Consider the following 16,545-nt stretch of genomic DNA (forward strand, 5'->3'; position numbering starts at 1 on the left):
GCTTCCTTACAGCGAGCGGGAACCCGAAGCGATAAACTCCATCAGTTGGCGCCGCGCCCCTTCCGGCCCTGTGCCGCCCCGGATTCCCGCCCCATTTCGTCTTCCGCACCTTCGTACCGGCACGCCGACCTTCACGCCTCATGAAACGCACCTGGCTTCTTTTTTCCCAAACCGTCACCGTCCTGCTGGCGGCTTACTTCGTGGTGGCCACGCTCAAGCCGCAGTGGCTGGACCGCGGCAATATGCCGGGCGTGTCCGTCATCGAGGCCCCGGCCGGCAGCGCGCCGCGCAGCGGCGGCGCCGGAAGCGGCTTCGCGTCGGCGGCCAAAATTGCCTCGGCGGCTGTGGTCAGCATCAACACCAGCAAGGCCGCTGCCAAAAACCCGCATGCCGAAGACCCGTGGTTCAAGTTTTTCTTCGGCGACCAGAGCCCCAATGAACCGCAGGGCGGACTGGGCAGCGGCGTCATCATCAGCGCCAGCGGCTACATCCTGACCAACAACCACGTGGTGGAAGGCGCCGACGAGATCGAAGTCATCCTCAACGACACGCGCAAGGCAAAAGCACAGGTCATAGGCACCGACCCGGACACCGACCTGGCCATCCTCAAGATCGACCTGGACAAGCTGCCCGTCATCGTGCTGGGCAACTCCGACGCCTTGCAGGTGGGCGACGCCGTGCTGGCCATCGGCAACCCGTTTGGCGTGGGCCAGACGGTCACCGGCGGTATCGTGAGCGCACTGGGGCGCAACCAGCTGGGCATCAACACCTTTGAAAATTTCATCCAGACCGACGCCGCCATCAACCCCGGCAACTCGGGCGGCGCGCTGGTCGACGTGAACGGCAACCTGATGGGCATCAACACCGCGATTTATTCGCGCTCGGGCGGCTCCATGGGCATTGGTTTTGCCATCCCGGTGTCGACCGCCAAGCTGGTGCTCGACGGCATCGTGAAGGACGGCCAGGTCACACGGGGCTGGATCGGCGTGGAGCCGCAGGACCTCAACCCCGAACTCGCTGAAACATTCGGCCTTCCGGCAGCTGCGGCCAAAGAGGGTGGTGTCATCATCACCGGCGTTCTGCAGAACGGCCCGGCCGCGCAGGCCGGCCTTCTGCCCGGCGACGTGATCACTGCCGTGAACGGCAAGGGCGTGCGCAACGTGAGCCAGTTGTTGACCGCTGTGGCAGCCCTCAAGCCCGGTACGCCGGCGCCGTTGACGGTGCTGCGCAAGGACAAGCAGACCGAGATCCCGGTGACGCCCGGCAAGCGCCAGCGGCCCAAGGTTCAGCAGCGCTGACCGGCCGGGGCGGCGGGGAGCCCGCAGCCATCAATGCGAAGGTGCTATTGAGTTAATAGCTGCTTGCGCCCGGCCATATTGGGCTGCAGCCATTTTTATCCAAGGTTTTTTGAACAGCCCCGGCGGAAAATCAGGGCTTGGCCGCTTCGGTGTCACTGTCGGTCTCTGGCGCCTTGGTGTGCTTGACGAACAACAGGGCCGCCAGGATGCCGACCTCATACAGCCCGCCCACCACCATCAGCAGCATGATCATGGAACCGGCGTCGGGCGGCGTGACCAGGGCGGTGCCGATGGCGGCAATCACCCAGAAATAGCCGCGGTATTGGCGCAGCTGGGCCACGGTGAGTATGCCCATGCGCACCAGCAAAATGACCGCAATCGGCACTTCAAAGGCCAGCCCGAACGCCAGGAACATGCCCAGCACGAAGCTCAGGTATTCCTCGATGTCCGGCGTAGCCGTGATGGACTTGGGCGCAAAGCTCTGGATGAAGGCAAACACCTGGCCAAACACGAAGTAATAACAAAACGCCACGCCGATGAAAAACAGCAGGGTGCTGGAAACCACCAGCGGCATGACCAGTTTTTTCTCATGCGAATACAGGCCCGGCGCGACGAAGGCCCACACCTGGTACAGCACCACCGGCAGTGCGATCATGAAGGCGGCCATGAAGAGTATCTTGATGGGTACCACGAACGGCGTGATCACGCTGATGGCGATCAGCGTGGCGCCCTTGGGAAGCGTAGCCACCAGCGGTGCGGCCATCAGGTCATAGAGGGCGCTGGCGCCGGGGTACACCGCCAGCACGGCGGCCGCAATGCCGATGGCAATCACCGCCTTGATCATCCGGTCGCGCAGCTCCACGAGGTGCTGCACAAAAGGCTGTTCGGTGCCCGCGAGTTCGTCGGGCTTGTCGGTGTGGGGATCGCTCATGAGGGGAATTTGCGCTGGTGGGGCTGCGCGGGGAGGCACGCAAACAGGAAGGAATCAGCAGAAAAGCAGCTCAAGGCATGCGGCCCGGCTGCGGACGGAAGCGCGCCACGCGGGCCGCGCCGGACTGGGCCTTGGTACGCACGCCCGAACGGGCCTTGTACCACTGCGGTGTCGCGCCCTGCTTGAGCCGCCACTTCTTTTTCGGGTGCCTGTACTCGGGGAAGATTTCCATGCCCGGCAAAGCGCCGGAGGACGACTCTCCCGTGGCCTCGGCCCAGGATTTTTCGAAATCGCTGGCGTTGGTCTGGATGGAGTTCTCTACGTCACGGGCGGCGCCCTCAACGGTTTCCTTCATCTTCTTGAGCTCGTCCAGCTCCATGGAGCGGTTGACCTCGTTTTTGACGTCGGCCACATAACGCTGCGCCTTACCAAGCAACGTACCCACGGTGCGCGCCACGCGCGGCAGTTTCTCCGGGCCGATAACGATCAGCGCCACGGCGCCGATGAGCGCCATTTTGGAGATGCCTAGATCAATCACTGCAGAAGGTGTCGCTGGAAGGTTGCGTCAGATGATTGCGCTCAAGACTTCTGCTTGGCTTCGACGTCGATTGTCGTTTTGTCAGTGGCCTGAGCGTTGGTCACGCTGGCGGGCGGCACGGGCACGTCGGCGGGCGTCTGGCTGCCGTCCTTCATGCCGTCTTTAAAACCCTTGACGGCGCCGCCGAGATCGCTGCCCATGTTTTTCAGCTTTTTGGTGCCGAAAACCATCACCACGATCAACAGCACGATCAGCCAGTGCCAGATGGAAAATGAACCCATGATTTGCTCCTAATCTGTAAATACAGGTGTAAATGCAACATTGCCGGTTTGGGGCGGTTTGCACGTAATTGCGTTGATTCTAAAGGCCCTGTCTGCCGGAAAACCGATTACACACATTGGCCTACCGGTTTAGTGTGGTTGTGGGCACCGGGGTTCCCTTTGGCTTGTAACCCTTCTAGCCCTTCAGCCATGGACGAGGGCCGCCGATCACGTGAAAGTGCAGGTGATGCACTTCTTGTCCGCCTTCGGCGCCGGTATTGGTCACGATCCGGTAGCCGCCCTCCGGATAAGGGTTACAGCCCTGCTCTATCGCCAGCTTGGGGGCCAGCACCATCATGCGCCCCAGCAGGGCGGCGTGTTCGGGGCCAACCTGGGCCATGGACGGAATGTGGTCCTTGGGAATGATCAGGAAATGCACGGGCGCCCACGGGTTGATGTCGTGAAAAGCGTACAGCTCGTCATCTTCGTACACCTTCCGGCTTGGAATGGTGCCCGCAGCGATCTTGCAGAAAATGCAGGTGTCGGAATGGTTCATGGCTGGGTCGTGACTCAAGGAAATTACGCAGGACGGTGGCTGCTAAAACGCATCCAGCCACGCACGCAGCGGTACAGGTACCAGAGGCAGACAATGCCATAGGCCACCCACCCCGGCACAATCAACAGCCACAGCGGCGACAGCAGCACCAGCCACGCAAGCGTCCACCAGAAGGTGCGAATCATGTAGTTGTGGTGGTCGATGTAGAGCGCATCGGTTTCATCCGCGCGGCGAATGTAGTTGATGATGACGGCGATCACCGCAAACACACCGCCGCTGAACCAGGCCAGCGTGTGCAGGCCGTACAGCACATGCATGATGGTGCGGTCGGCGGGATTCTTGCCTTCGAATTCGGCCAGGTCGGTTTCCATGCGTTCAGGTTCCAGTCAAAGCGATATCAGGGAGAAGAAAAATCAGCCACGGTGATGGGGGCCATGAAACGCCCGTCTCAGGGCTTTTCGGCCGCATCACGGTGCTGGGCCTTGCGCAAGGCTTTTTCCTCGATGCCGCTGGTGCCTTCGCGGCGCTCCAGCTCGGCGATCACGTCCAGTGGGCTGAGGCCATAGTGCGCCAGCGCGATGAGGCTGTGAAACCACAGGTCGGCCACTTCGCCGACCAGCTTGCCCTTCAGCTCCGCCGTGGGGCCCCCGCGGTCGATGTCCTTGGCGGCCATCACGGTTTCGGTGGCTTCTTCACCGATTTTTTTCAGGAAGGCGTCGGGGCCTTTGTGCAGCAGGCGAGCCACATAGCTGGTGTCCGGGTCACCGCCGTTGGCCGCCTTGCGGCTTTCAATGATCTGCGCCAGGCGCTGGAGGGAGTCATTCGTGGTCATGTTTGCCGGAGTCTGTTGATGCTTTTTTATACATGGTTGTCGGGTCTTTCAGGACCGGCTCGGTCACCACCCACTGGCCGTCTTTATACACACTGAAAAAGCAGCTGTGGCGGCCCGTGTGGCAGGCGATGCCCGGCGTGTGGCCCAGCTGCGTCACCTTGAGCAGGATCACGTCGTTGTCGCAATCCAGGCGAATTTCATGCACTGTTTGCTGGTTGCCGGATTCTTCACCCTTGTGCCAGAGGCGCCCGCGTGAGCGGCTGTAGTACACCGCCTGGCCCAGCTCGGCGGTTTTTTGCAGCGCCTCGCGGTTCATCCAGGCGAACATGAGCACATCGCCGCTGGAAGCTTCCTGCGCAATGACAGGGATCAGGCCTTTGTCATCCCAGCTGACTTCATCTAACCAGTTCATAAAAGTATTATCGCCCCCACGGTCGCTCACTGCGTTTAGCTCCCTGCCCCCCGAGGGGGCCGCCCGCCTGCGGTCTGGCAAAGCCAGTCCCGCGGCTCATGCTGGTTTGGGGGAGCAGGGGCGGCTTGCAAGTAGTCACTATCAAATCGATAGCTGCTTGCGCATGCGGGGTAAGGGCTGGATGCCGAAACTCTAAAAACTACAACCTCACAGGAATACCGCGCGCTGCCATGTGCTGCTTGGCCTGCTGAACGGTGTATTCGCCGTAATGAAAGATGCTGGCAGCCAGCACCGCGTCGGCGCCGCCGTTTTGTATGCCGTCGGCCAGGTGCTCCAGGTTGCCGACGCCGCCCGAGGCGATCACCGGCACGCTGATGGCGTCGCTCACCGCGCGGGTCAGCGCCAGGTCAAAGCCCGACTTGGTGCCGTCGCGGTCCATGCTGGTCAGCAAAATCTCGCCGGCGCCGCGGCGCGCCATCTCGGTGGCCCAAGCCACGGCGTCCAGGCCGGTGTTCTTGCGCCCGCCGTGGCTGTAGACATCCCAGCCCGGGCCGACCGGTTCGCCGGTGGGTGTGAGGCGCTTTTCGTCTTCCGCGCCGCGGCGCTTGGCGTCGATCGCCACCACGATGCACTGCGAGCCGTATTTGGCGGAAGCGTCGGCGATCACCTGCGGGTTGGCGATGGCGGCCGAGTTGAAGCTGGTCTTGTCGGCGCCGGAGTTGAGCAGGCGGCGCACGTCCTCAACGGTGCGAACACCGCCGCCCACGGTAAGAGGGATAAAGACCTGGGATGCAACCGCCTCGATGATCGGCAGGATCAGGTCACGCCCATCGCTGGTGGCCGTGATGTCGAGGAAGGTGAGCTCATCCGCGCCCTGCTCGTTGTAGCGCGCGGCGATTTCCACCGGGTCGCCTGCGTCACGCAGCTGGGTGAAGTTGACGCCCTTCACGACGCGGCCGCCGGTGACGTCGAGGCAGGGAATGATTCGTTTAGCGAGCATGGAAATCTATGAAGAAGGCGTTGGAACGCCACAGAAGGCGAATGAGAAGTGTGGCCGGCTACAAGGCGGAATCCAGAACAAGGTAAATCACGGCAGGAAGAGTCAGTACGGTGAAAACAGCATATCTGTAAGCCTCGTTCTTTTGCCAGTAGTCGTCAATGTGCTGATGAATATGCCAGTAAACAAAAATCGAGACTGCCAACGCGGCTAATGCGCACAATCCCACAAGATAAGACGCGGTATCAAGCCCGAACCAGATGACGAAACCGGCCACAAACATGAGAGGAGCGGCAGCCAATAGTGAGACTCCCCAAATAGCCCAAAACCAGTTGGGAGTAACAGGCTTCTCCAATGAAGAAAGTCCTGTCTCAGCCGTTCAGTTCATCGGCCCTGGCCTGGGCTTTCTCAAAATCGAGATCACCGCTGTAAATCGAGCGCCCGCAGATCACACCTTCCACGCCCTCTTCCTCGACCTCGCAGAGTTTTTCGATGTCAGCCATGTTCGAAAGGCCGCCCGAAGCGATCACGGGAATCGTCAGCGCCTGGGCGAGCTTGACGGTGGCGTCGATGTTGATGCCGGTCAGCATGCCGTCGCGGCCGATATCGGTGTAGATGATGGATTCGACGCCGTAGTCCTGGAATTTCTTGCCGAGATCGATGACCTCGTGGCCGGTCATCTTGCTCCAGCCGTCGGTGGCTACTTTGCCGTCCTTGGCGTCGAGGCCAACGATGATGTGGCCGCCGAACGCGGTGCAGGCGTCCTGCAGGAAGCCGGGGTTCTTTACAGCGGCCGTGCCGATGATGACGTAGCGCAGGCCAGCATCGAGGTAGCGCTCGATGGTGTCCAGGTCACGGATGCCGCCACCCAGCTGCACATCGATCTCGCTGCCGACTTCCGCCAGGATCTGCTTGATGGCTGCCTCGTTGCGGGGCTTGCCTGCGAACGCACCATTCAGGTCCACCAGGTGCAGGCGCCGCGCGCCCTTGTCGACCCAGCTGCGCGCCATGGCGGCCGGGTCTTCGCTGAAGATGGTGGATTGATCCATGTCGCCCTGTTTGAGGCGGACGCAGTGACCGTCTTTCAGGTCAATCGCGGGGATAAGTAGCATGTGCGGTTAAAGACGGTAAAACGGTAAAGTACAAAACGGACGCTCAGGGTAACAAAAAGCCGGACGCCCCGGTACCGGGTCTGACCCAAGGTATTCAGGGATTCCAGTGCAGGAAATTGCGGTACAGGGCCAGCCCATGGTCGGCACTCTTTTCGGGGTGGAACTGGGTGGCAAAAATATTATCGCGTGCAATCGCCGCCGTAAAGCGCGCGCCGTAGTCGGCCTCCCCCGCGATGTGGTGTGCATCCGACGGCCGGGCATAAAAGCTGTGTACAAAATAAAAGTACGCGCCGTCGGGCACGCCAGCCCAGACCGGGTGGGCCCTGGCCGTGCCCGCACCATTTTGGTAAACCTGGTTCCAGCCCATCTGCGGCACCTTGTAACGGCTGCCGTCGGGCTGGATTTTGCCGGCCAGCTCGAATTTGGTGACCTCCCCAGGGATTAATCCGAGGCCGGTGGTACCCACGCCGCCGTCGCCGGGCTGGCCTTCGTCGCTGTGGCTCAGCAGCATCTGCATGCCAACACAAACACCGAACAGCGGCTTGTTGGCCGCAGCGTGCAGCACCGACTCCAGCATGCCGGAATCTGCGAGCTCGCGCATGCAGTCGGCAATGGCGCCCTGGCCAGGCAGCACGATGCGTTCGGCCGACATCACATCTTCGGCCCGGGAGGTGACCAGCACGTCAAAGCCGCTGCCGCCCGCCACATGGCGAACAGCCTGTGACACGGAGTGCAGGTTGCCCATGCCGTAGTCGACCACGGCGACTGTTTTGGGTTTTGCCATTGAAAGTCGAAAGGTAGTTTGCTACGAATTTAATAGCTGCTTGCGCCCGTCACCATTGGTCTGGAGGCAAAAACAGGCATTAAAACAAGGATTGGACGTGTTCCCGGCGTTGAGTGCGAAGGGGTTACAGCGAACCCTTGGTCGATGGAATCACGCCTGCGGCGCGCGGGTCGATCTCCAGCGCCATACGCAGCGCGCGGGCAAATGCCTTGAACACGGTTTCGGCCTGGTGGTGGGCGTTCTCGCCCTTGAGGTTGTCGATGTGCAAGGTCACAAAGGCGTGGTTCACAAAGCCCTGGAAGAATTCGTAGGCGAGCTGGCTGTCGAAGGTGCCGATCATGCCGCTCTTGAAAGGAACATGCATCTCGAGGCCCGGACGGCCCGAAAAATCGACCACCACGCGCGACAGCGCCTCGTCGAGCGGCACATAGGCGTGGCCGTAGCGGCGCAGGCCTTTTTTGTCTCCCACAGCCTTGGCCACAGCCTGGCCCAGCGTGATGCCCACGTCTTCCACCGTGTGGTGGCCGTCAATGTGCAAATCGCCCTTGGCCTGGATGTCGAGGTCGATCAACCCGTGGCGGGCGATCTGGTCCAGCATGTGGTCGAAAAAGCCTATGCCCGTGGAAAGGCTGGCTTTACCGGTGCCGTCCAGGTTGAGCTTGACGATGATCTGGGTTTCGGCGGTGTTGCGTGAAACCTCGGCAATGCGGGGAGCGTGGGTAGGGGTGGTCATAGGGACTTTTCAAGCGCCGCCAGCATTTGCACGTTCTCGTCCGCGGTGCCGACCGTCAGGCGCAAACAATTGGCCAGCAATGGGTGCATTTTAGAAACGTTTTTGACCAGGACCTTGCGCGATTTCATGCCCTCAAAGGTTTTGGCCGCATCGGGCACCCGCACCAGGATCATGTTGGCGTCGCTTTTCCAGGCTTTGACGCCCTTTGCCTCCATGCCGGCCAGGGCCTCCAGCAACACAGCACGTTGGGCCACCAGCTCCGCGGCCTGCGCGACGAATTCACCCTGGTGCTCCAGCGCGAACAGCGCGCATTCGTAGTTGAGCACGCTGATGTTGTAGGGCGGGCGCACCTTGTCGATCTCGGCAATCAGCGCTTTCGGGCCCATCATGTAGCCGATGCGCACGCCGGCGAGGCCGAGCTTGCTCAGGGTGCGCATCAGCAGCACATGGCCGTGCCTGGCGATGCGGTCGATGTAGCTTTTGCTGGCAAAGGGCTGGTAGGCCTCGTCCATCACGACCAGGCCACCTTGCTCGCCTACGGCTTCGATGATCTTTTCAATCACCGCGTCGTCCCACAGGTTGGCCGTCGGGTTGTTCGGGTAGGCCAGGTAAATGATCGACGGCTGGTGCTCGGCAATGGCGGCCAGCATGGCGGCTTCGTCGAGCTCGAAGTCGGCCGTCAGCGGCACGCCGATGAATTTGAGGCCCTGCAGCTGCGCGCTCATGGCGTACATCACAAAGCCCGGCAGCGGCGCCAATATGGAGCCCCCTTCCACATCGCAGGCCATGGCCAGCAGCGAGATCAACTCGTCCGAGCCATTGCCCAGCATGATGTCGAAGCCCTCGGGCATCTGCGCATAGTCGGCCAGCGCACGGCGCAGGTCATTCACGCGGCCATCCGGGTAGCGGTTCAATGCCAGCGCACCCAGGCGCTGGCCCAGATGGGCCTGCAGCGATGCCGGCAAGCGGTGCGGGTTCTCCATGGCATCGAGCTTGACCATGCCGGCCGATTCCTGGATGGCGTAAGCATGCATGGACTGCACGTCCTGGCGGATCAGTTTTTTGAGCTTGGGAGCCAGTGAGGCGTCTGACTGTTTCATGATGGGTGAATTGACTCTGTCTGGCGGTATTGTGAGTGCCGGTTCGCTCAGCAGCTGCTTTTCTGCACGAAAGCGGAGCCCGTGGGCATGCTCCTGTTGGCCACGTCTTTGCGGTTCAGCAGCTCCCTGAACATGGGATCTACAAAAAGCTTCACGCATTCGCCGGACCGGAAAGTACCACTCACAGGAAGCGTCAGCGACAAGATGTTTGAAACGGTCACCACGATGGAGCTGACGTCGCGATTGCCCTGCTGCGCACCAATGGCGTTGGCCAGCATGACGCCAGCAGAGCCCCCTGCAAGCGTCGCGCTACTTTGCTGAACCGAACTCAAACCATAGTAGGGCGAGGCAGACACTTCGGAGACCACTCCTGAAAGCTCAATCGCATTGGGAGGTTTCTCTGAGGGTTGCACCACGGACGCGCAGCCCTGCAATCCTGCCAGCGCAATGCAAGCAGCAACGACAAGATTCAGCGATCTGAAAATGCGGGTCATTTACGATTCAATCGGGTTTGGAAAGCCGCATTTCGGCGGCGCGGGCATGCGCCTGCAGGCCCTCGCCATAAGCAAGTTCTGCGGCGATCTTGCCGAGGACCTGCGCACCGGCTTCGCTGACCTCAATAAGGCTGGAGCGTTTCTGGAAGTCGTAGACACCCAGTGGCGAACTGAAGCGCGCCGTGCCGCTGGTGGGCAGCACGTGGTTGGGGCCGGCGCAGTAGTCGCCCAGCGATTCGCTGGTGTAGGCGCCCAGGAAGATGGCGCCGGCGTGCTTGAGCAAGGGCTCCCACTTGTGCGGGTCGCGGCTGGAGACTTCGAGGTGTTCGGGTGCGATGCGGTTGCTGATCTCGCAGGCCTCTTCCATGCTGCGGGTGTGGATCAGTGCACCGCGGCCGGTGAGGGACTTGGCGATGATTTCGGCGCGCGGCATTTCGGACAAAAGGCGGTCGATAGCGGCCTGCACTTCATCGATATACGCGGCGTCGGGGCACAGCAGGATGCTTTGCGCGAGTTCGTCGTGCTCGGCCTGGCTGAACAAGTCCATGGCCACCCAGTCGGCCGACGTGCTGCCGTCAGCCAGCACCAGGATTTCAGACGGGCCGGCAATCATGTCGATGCCCACCGTGCCAAAAACGCGCTTTTTGGCGCTGGCAACATAGGCGTTGCCGGGGCCGGTGATCTTGTCGACCTTGGGCACGGTCTGCGTGCCGTAGGCCAGCGCAGCCACGGCCTGCGCGCCGCCGATGGTGAAGGCGCGGGTGACGCCGGCCACGTAGGCGGCGGCCAGCACGAGCTCATTGCGCTCGCCTTTGCTCGACGCCGCCTGGTCGCCCGAGCCGCCCGTGGCCACGCTGCCGCGCACGGGCGTTGGCACCACCATGATGATCTCTTGCACACCAGCCACGTGGGCGGGGATGGCGTTCATGAGCAAGCTGGAGGGGTAGGCAGCCTTGCCGCCCGGAACGTAAATGCCCACCCGGTCCAGCGGCGTGACCTTCTGGCCCAGCAGCGTGCCGTCTTCGTCGCGATAACTCCAGCTCTCTCCCGATGCCTTCTTCTGTGCCTCGTGGTACTTGCGCACCCGGGCGGCTGCGGCCTGCAGGGCCTCGCGCTGGGCAGCGGGAATGGCATCAAATGCGGCCTTGAAATCCGCCTGCGTCAGTTCCAGCCCAGCCATCGACGCAGCTGACAGGCCATCAAACCGCGCGGTGTATTCCAGCACCGCCGCATCGCCGCGCTGTTGCACATCGGCCAGGATGTCGGCCACGCGCTGCTCGATGGCCGCGTCAGTGTCGGCGGACCAATGCAGCCGCGCCTTGAAATCAGCATCAAAAGTTGCCGAGACCGTTGACAGTCGTGCGGGAGAAGCTATTAATTTCATAGCATCAAGACTCAAGGTGTGGCCGTGGCGGCGGCGAAGGCATCGATCAGCTTGCGGATGGGCTCTTGCTTGAGCTTGAGCGCGGTCTGGTTCACGACGAGGTGCGAGCTGATGTCCATGATGCGTTCGACCTCGACCAGGTGGTTGGCCTTGAGCGTGCTGCCGGTGGAGACCAGATCGACGATCGCGTCGGCCAGGCCTGTAAGCGGTGCGAGCTCCATGCTGCCATAGAGCTTGATCAGGTCGACGTGCACCCCCTTGGTGGCGAAAAAGTCGCGGGCAATCGCCACGTACTTGGTGGCCACTTTCAGGCGCGAGCCCTGGCGCACGGCGGCGGCGTAGTCAAAACCTTCGCGCACCGCCACGCTGATGCGGCATTTGGCGATTTGCAGGTCGAGCGGCTGGTACAGGCCCTGGCTGCCGGATTCGAGCAAAGTGTCTTTGCCGACCACGCCGAGGTCGGCGCCGCCGTACTGCACATAGGTGGGCACGTCGGTGGCACGCACCAGCACCACACGCAGGCCGGGTTGGTTGGTGTCCAGAATCAGCTTGCGGGATTTTTCCGGGTCGTCGAGTACCTCGATGCCGGCGCTTCGCAGCAGCGGCAGGATGTCGTCGAAGATGCGGCCTTTGGATAACGCCAGGGTGATCATGCTTTGACTCGTTCTATGTCGGCACCGATTCCGCGCAGCTTGGCTTCCATCTGGTCATAGCCGCGGTCCAGGTGGTAAATGCGGTCCACCATGGTTTCGCCCTCGGCCACCAGGCCGGCAATTACCAGGCTGGCGGAGGCGCGCAAATCAGTGGCCATCACGGTGGCGCCCGACAGCTTTTCAACACCCTCCATGACCGCGACCTTGCCTTCGATCTGGATCTTGGCGCCCAGGCGCACCATCTCGTTGACGTGCATGAAACGGTTTTCAAAGATTGTCTCCGTCACCGTGCTGCTGCCCTGTGCAATGGCGTTCAGCGCCATGAACTGGGCCTGCATGTCGGTCGGGAAGCCGGGGTATTCAGTCGTGCGGAAGGATTGCGCCTTCATTCGGCCGCTGGCCTGGATGCGGATAAAACCCTCACCCGCAGTCACCACGGCACCGGCTTCACGCAGCTTGTCGATCACGGCATCGAGGTGGTCGGCTCGGCCATGCTTCAAGACAACGTCGCCGCCGGCAGCGGCCACCGCGCACAAAAAGGTCCCGGTTTCAATGCGGTCGGCCACCACCTGGTGGGTGCAGCCATGCAGGCGCTCCACGCCCTGGATACGGATACGGCGCGTGCCGTGACCTTCAATCTTCGCGCCCATCTTGATGAGCATTTCAGCCAGGTCGCCAATCTCGGGCTCCTGTGCGGCGTTCTCCAGGATGGTTTCACCTTCTGCCAGGCTGGCGGCCATCAGGAAGTTTTCAGTGCCGGTCACCGTCACCATGTCGGTGGTGATGCTGGTGCCCTTGAGCCGCTTCTGACCAGCCGGCAGCTTGGCGATCATGTAGCCATGCTCCACGGCGATTTCAGCGCCCATGGCCTGCATGCCCTTGATGTGCTGGTCGACCGGCCGCGAACCAATGGCGCAGCCGCCGGGCAGTGACACAGTCGCTTCGCCAAAGCGCGCCAGCAGCGGGCCGAGGGCCAGCACGGAAGCGCGCATGGTCTTGACGAGCTCATAAGGGGCTTCCGGTGAGCTCAGGCCGCCGGCATTGAGCACCACGGTGCTGGGCACGTCCTGGCTGCGTTCGGCCTGCACGCCCATGTTGCGCACCAGCTTGAGCATGGTGGCCACGTCCTGCAGGCGCGGCACGTTCTGCAGCGTCACCGTGTCGGCCGTCAGCAGGGCTGCACAAAGCTCCGGGAGCGCGGCATTCTTGGCGCCGGAAATTTCGACCGTGCCGGCGAGTGATTTGCCGCCCCTGATGAGTAATTTGTCCATGTTCTTTTATTGCGTGTTGTTGTTGGCCCATTCGGTGGGCGTATACGTTTTCATCGACAGCGCATGCACTTCGTCGGTCTGCATGCGGCCACCCAGCGTGGCGTACACCTTCTGGTGGCGCTGGATCAAGCGCAGGCCCTCAAAGGTGCTGGAGATGATTGTCGCGTACCAATGGCGCCCGTCGCCCGACAGCTCGATATGTTCGCACGGCAGGCCTGCGGTGATGATGGATTGAAGTTCTTCGCTGGTCATATGTTTTGGTTTCAGTCAGTGTCTTATTTTGTAGCCGGTGCGCAGCATGTTCACGGCAACGGAGCTAACGACAAGCAAGGCCGTCAAAACAATCCCCAGGCTCAGCCAGGGCGAAACATCGCTGACGCCAAAGAATCCGTAGCGAAAACCGTCGATCATGTAGAAAAACGGGTTCAGGTGGCTGACCTTTTGCCAAAACGGCGGCAGCGAGTGGATCGAATAAAACACGCCGCTCAGGAAGGTCATGGGCATGATGACGAAATTCTGGAAGGCTGCCATCTGGTCGAACTTTTCAGACCACAGCCCGGCGATGACGCCCAGTGCGCCCAGCATGGCGGCGCCCAGCACCGCAAACAGCACAATCCACAGCGGCGCCACAAAGACGGGTTGGCCAAAGAACACGGTGACGGCAAATACGCCCGCTCCCACCAGCAGGCCACGTGCGACGGACGAGCCGACGTACGCAAAAAACCAGTGCCAGTGCGACAGCGGCGTGAGCAGCACAAACACCAGGCTGCCCATGATCTTGCTCTGGATCAGCGAGGAAGAGCTGTTGGCGAACGCGTTCTGCAACACGCTCATCATCACGAGGCCCGGCACCAGGAAGGCGGTGTAGCTGACCTGGTCGTAGACCTTCACTTGATCCTGCAGCACGTGACCAAAGATCAGCATGTAGAGCACGGCGGTCAACACCGGGGCTCCGACCGTCTGGAAACCCACTTTCCAGAAGCGCAAGGTTTCTTTATAAAGCAGTGTTTGCCAGCCAGTCATTCAAAAGCCCCCACGCTTGTCGCTTCGCGTACTACGCTGCCCCCCCGAGGGGGCTGTGCTTGCTTGGGGCGGCCCGGCGCGGCGCACGGCCCTTCCCCGGATGAACGCGATCATGTTGCCACTCCCATTAAATTCAGTTCGGTGGCTTCTCGGGCCGGCTTTTTGTTCATGACATCCAGGAACACATCTTCCAGGTCGGCCTTGCGGATTTCAACGTCTTCCGCAACCAGCCCCGCTTCGCGGATGGCCGCCAGGTATTGTTCGATTTCATGGGCGTTGTGCGCCGGAAACTGCACGATGCGCCCGGTGATACGGGCCTGCGCGGCCAGGTGCACCGGCAATTCGCTGTCGATCTTGAAGCGCAGCACATTGGAGGACGCCGCCTTGAGCAGCTCGGAAGTCTGGGCCAACGCCACCACCCGCCCCTGCTTGAGCATGGCGATGCGGCTGCACAGGGCCTCAGCTTCTTCGAGGTAGTGCGTGGTGAGCAGCACCGTGCTGCCCTGCTTGTTGAGTTTGGCGATGAACTGCCACAGCGTCTGGCGCAGTTCGACATCAACGCCAGCAGTGGGCTCGTCCAGCACGATGACCTGCGGCTTGTGCACCAGCGCCTGCGCCACCAGCACGCGGCGCTTCATGCCGCCGGAGAGCTGGCGCATGTTGGCATTGGCTTTGTCGGCCAGCCCCAGGCTGACGAGCAGCTCGTCGATCCAGTCGTCGTTGCGTTTGATGCCGAAATAGCCGGACTGGATGCGCAGCGCCTCGCGCACGGAGAAAAAGGGGTCGAACACCAGTTCCTGGGGTACGACGCCGAGCTTTCGCCTTGCATTGGCATAGTCGGTGAGCACGTCGCTGCCATGCACCAGGACCTGGCCGCTGCTGGCGCGCGAAAGGCCGGCGAGTATGCTGATGAGAGAGGTTTTGCCGGCGCCGTTAGGGCCCAGCAAGCCAAAAAATTCACCTTGCCGGATATCAAAACTGACGTCGTCCAGCGCCTTGACAGCAGGCCCCGTCTGATTTCGCGTGGATGAGTAGGTTTTGGAGACGGACTGAAATGAGATCGCTGGCATGAGCCCGCCATTTTAAGGGCGGATGCTGTTTTTATCCGGGTCGGCGGCTGAATGCCCTGCGTCAGGACCCCGATGGGCGAAGAAACCCGAAAGCGGCGTCTCAGGCCGCCGGGGCGGCAGCGGCGGGAATCAGCTCTGCCACGCCATACAGGCCTGCCAACTGACGCAGGCGAGCCGGCAAGCCGGCCACCGAAAACGCCTTGCCGGCAGCCAGCGCTTCACGCCGGCATTCCAGCAGCACCGCCAGCGCGGAGGAGTCAAACTCCTTCAGCGCGCCTGCATCGGCCACCACGCCGGCCGGCTGGGACAGCACGGCCTGCTTGAGGCCGAGAGCAAACCCGGCAGCCTCGGCATGCGTGAGGACAGAAGGAAGCGTCAGCACTGGCGATGCCTGCTCAGGGCTTCTTGGCAACAGCTGCGCCTGCGCCGGTGTTGGACTGGTTGCGCTGAACCAGGGAAGCGATCAGGCCATCGACGCCCTTGGCGCTGATTTCCTGGGCGAACTGGGTACGGTAGGTTTCCACCAGCCAGACGCCCAGCACGTTGAGGTCATAGATCTTCCAGCCCGTAGCGGTTTTTTCCATGCGGTAATCCAGCTGGATTGGATCGCCCCGGCCCAGAACTTCGGTGCGTACGACGACTTCAGTGTCTTCCGGAGCCGCACGCAGCGGTTTGACATTGACGCTCTGGTCGCTGACCTGTGCCAATGCGCCGGAATAGGTGCGGATCAGCAGGGTCTTGAACTCGTCCTGAAGCTTCTTTTGCTGCTCAGGCGTGGCCTGGCGCCAGTTGCGGCCCACGGCAGAGGCCGTCATGCGTGTGAAGTTCACGTTAGGCATGATCTTGCTGTCGACGAGCGCGAGCACCCGGGTGAGGTCACCGGCTTTTACAGCCTTGTCCGTCTTGATGTTGTCCAGCACATCGGCCGAGACGCGCTTGATCAGGGCATCGGGTGCCTCATCGGCTGCGCGAACGAACGGCGCAGACCCCATCAGGGCCAGGCTGAGGGCGGCGGTGAATAAATGGCCAAGTGTTCTGCGTTTCATGATTTTCCTTCTATGACGAAGCATGCGGCTGCGAAAATTGCAGTACCCCTA

Annotated in this window: 23 protein-coding genes; 1 reads left to right on the top strand and 22 read right to left on the bottom strand. The window is 61.7% G+C overall.

Annotated features, from left to right (window positions below; translation table 11 throughout):
* Nucleotides 1-140: 140 nt before the first annotated feature.
* Nucleotides 141-1,298, top strand: coding sequence for a S1C family serine protease (locus AC1DWQ_RS12100; protein ID WP_477669856.1), 1,158 nt, complete (start codon nucleotides 141-143; stop codon nucleotides 1,296-1,298).
* Between the two features lie 130 nt (nucleotides 1,299-1,428).
* Here the strand turns inward: AC1DWQ_RS12100 and tatC are convergent, their stop codons facing one another.
* The 22 genes from tatC to AC1DWQ_RS12210 form a co-directional block, all read right to left on the bottom strand.
* Complete coding sequence (gene tatC, locus AC1DWQ_RS12105) at nucleotides 1,429-2,229, bottom strand: twin-arginine translocase subunit TatC (protein ID WP_477669857.1); 801 nt, start codon at nucleotides 2,227-2,229, stop codon at nucleotides 1,429-1,431.
* 70 nt (nucleotides 2,230-2,299) lie between these two features.
* Complete coding sequence (tatB, locus tag AC1DWQ_RS12110; RefSeq protein WP_457279703.1) at nucleotides 2,300-2,767, bottom strand: Sec-independent protein translocase protein TatB; 468 nt, start codon at nucleotides 2,765-2,767, stop codon at nucleotides 2,300-2,302.
* Nucleotides 2,768-2,808: 41 nt separating this feature from the next.
* The gene (tatA, locus tag AC1DWQ_RS12115) at nucleotides 2,809-3,048 is read right to left on the bottom strand and encodes a Sec-independent protein translocase subunit TatA (protein WP_477669858.1); all 240 of its coding nucleotides are present in this window, start codon (nucleotides 3,046-3,048) and stop codon (nucleotides 2,809-2,811) included.
* A 175-nt stretch (nucleotides 3,049-3,223) separates the two neighbouring features.
* Nucleotides 3,224-3,583 (bottom strand): histidine triad nucleotide-binding protein, encoded by a 360-nt coding sequence (locus tag AC1DWQ_RS12120; protein ID WP_477669859.1) that lies wholly within the window; start codon nucleotides 3,581-3,583, stop codon nucleotides 3,224-3,226.
* 23 nt (nucleotides 3,584-3,606) lie between these two features.
* Entirely contained in the window at nucleotides 3,607-3,954 is a 348-nt protein-coding gene (locus AC1DWQ_RS12125; protein WP_477669860.1) for a DUF4870 family protein, read from the bottom strand.
* Between the two features lie 77 nt (nucleotides 3,955-4,031).
* A complete protein-coding gene (locus AC1DWQ_RS12130) occupies nucleotides 4,032-4,415 on the bottom strand; it encodes a phosphoribosyl-ATP diphosphatase (RefSeq protein WP_457279706.1) in 384 nt (127 codons plus the stop codon).
* The gene (gene hisI, locus AC1DWQ_RS12135) at nucleotides 4,402-4,827 is read right to left on the bottom strand and encodes a phosphoribosyl-AMP cyclohydrolase (protein ID WP_477669861.1); all 426 of its coding nucleotides are present in this window, start codon (nucleotides 4,825-4,827) and stop codon (nucleotides 4,402-4,404) included. The genes AC1DWQ_RS12130 and hisI overlap by 14 nt, the downstream gene beginning before the upstream one ends.
* Before the next feature lie 199 nt (nucleotides 4,828-5,026).
* Nucleotides 5,027-5,827 (bottom strand): imidazole glycerol phosphate synthase subunit HisF, encoded by an 801-nt coding sequence (gene hisF / locus AC1DWQ_RS12140; protein ID WP_477669862.1) that lies wholly within the window; start codon nucleotides 5,825-5,827, stop codon nucleotides 5,027-5,029.
* Nucleotides 5,828-5,885: 58 nt separating this feature from the next.
* Complete coding sequence (locus AC1DWQ_RS12145; RefSeq protein ID WP_477669863.1) at nucleotides 5,886-6,179, bottom strand: hypothetical protein; 294 nt, start codon at nucleotides 6,177-6,179, stop codon at nucleotides 5,886-5,888.
* Between the two features lie 16 nt (nucleotides 6,180-6,195).
* Entirely contained in the window at nucleotides 6,196-6,936 is a 741-nt protein-coding gene (hisA, locus tag AC1DWQ_RS12150) for a 1-(5-phosphoribosyl)-5-[(5-phosphoribosylamino)methylideneamino]imidazole-4-carboxamide isomerase (protein WP_477658834.1), read from the bottom strand.
* Nucleotides 6,937-7,030: 94 nt separating this feature from the next.
* Nucleotides 7,031-7,720: an imidazole glycerol phosphate synthase subunit HisH gene (gene hisH / locus AC1DWQ_RS12155; RefSeq protein ID WP_477669864.1), complete on the bottom strand. Its 690-nt coding sequence runs from the start codon at nucleotides 7,718-7,720 to the stop codon at nucleotides 7,031-7,033.
* A 124-nt stretch (nucleotides 7,721-7,844) separates the two neighbouring features.
* Entirely contained in the window at nucleotides 7,845-8,453 is a 609-nt protein-coding gene (hisB, locus tag AC1DWQ_RS12160; RefSeq protein ID WP_457279710.1) for an imidazoleglycerol-phosphate dehydratase HisB, read from the bottom strand.
* Nucleotides 8,450-9,553: a histidinol-phosphate transaminase gene (gene hisC, locus AC1DWQ_RS12165; protein ID WP_477669865.1), complete on the bottom strand. Its 1,104-nt coding sequence runs from the start codon at nucleotides 9,551-9,553 to the stop codon at nucleotides 8,450-8,452. Before hisC ends, hisB begins: the two co-directional genes overlap by 4 nt.
* 47 nt (nucleotides 9,554-9,600) lie before the next feature.
* A complete protein-coding gene (locus tag AC1DWQ_RS12170) occupies nucleotides 9,601-10,047 on the bottom strand; it encodes a hypothetical protein (RefSeq protein ID WP_477669866.1) in 447 nt (148 codons plus the stop codon).
* A 7-nt stretch (nucleotides 10,048-10,054) separates the two neighbouring features.
* Entirely contained in the window at nucleotides 10,055-11,431 is a 1,377-nt protein-coding gene (hisD, locus tag AC1DWQ_RS12175; RefSeq protein WP_477669867.1) for a histidinol dehydrogenase, read from the bottom strand.
* 11 nt (nucleotides 11,432-11,442) lie between these two features.
* A complete protein-coding gene (hisG, locus tag AC1DWQ_RS12180) occupies nucleotides 11,443-12,084 on the bottom strand; it encodes an ATP phosphoribosyltransferase (protein ID WP_477669868.1) in 642 nt (213 codons plus the stop codon).
* On the bottom strand, nucleotides 12,081-13,355 hold the full coding sequence (gene murA, locus AC1DWQ_RS12185; RefSeq protein ID WP_457279714.1) for a UDP-N-acetylglucosamine 1-carboxyvinyltransferase: 1,275 nt from the start codon (nucleotides 13,353-13,355) through the stop codon (nucleotides 12,081-12,083). The genes hisG and murA overlap by 4 nt, the downstream gene beginning before the upstream one ends.
* Before the next feature lie 6 nt (nucleotides 13,356-13,361).
* Complete coding sequence (locus AC1DWQ_RS12190; RefSeq protein WP_477669869.1) at nucleotides 13,362-13,607, bottom strand: BolA family protein; 246 nt, start codon at nucleotides 13,605-13,607, stop codon at nucleotides 13,362-13,364.
* A gap of 15 nt (nucleotides 13,608-13,622) precedes the next feature.
* Nucleotides 13,623-14,378: an ABC transporter permease gene (locus AC1DWQ_RS12195; RefSeq protein ID WP_477669870.1), complete on the bottom strand. Its 756-nt coding sequence runs from the start codon at nucleotides 14,376-14,378 to the stop codon at nucleotides 13,623-13,625.
* A 110-nt stretch (nucleotides 14,379-14,488) separates the two neighbouring features.
* Nucleotides 14,489-15,448, bottom strand: coding sequence for an ABC transporter ATP-binding protein (locus AC1DWQ_RS12200; protein WP_477669871.1), 960 nt, complete (start codon nucleotides 15,446-15,448; stop codon nucleotides 14,489-14,491).
* A gap of 100 nt (nucleotides 15,449-15,548) precedes the next feature.
* Complete coding sequence (locus AC1DWQ_RS12205; protein ID WP_477669872.1) at nucleotides 15,549-15,830, bottom strand: STAS domain-containing protein; 282 nt, start codon at nucleotides 15,828-15,830, stop codon at nucleotides 15,549-15,551.
* A 13-nt stretch (nucleotides 15,831-15,843) separates the two neighbouring features.
* Nucleotides 15,844-16,494, bottom strand: a complete 651-nt coding sequence (locus AC1DWQ_RS12210; RefSeq protein ID WP_477669873.1) for an MlaC/ttg2D family ABC transporter substrate-binding protein — start codon at nucleotides 16,492-16,494, stop codon at nucleotides 15,844-15,846.
* Nucleotides 16,495-16,545: the final 51 nt, after the last annotated feature.

The organism is Polaromonas sp. P2_G11 (assembly GCF_056403595.1).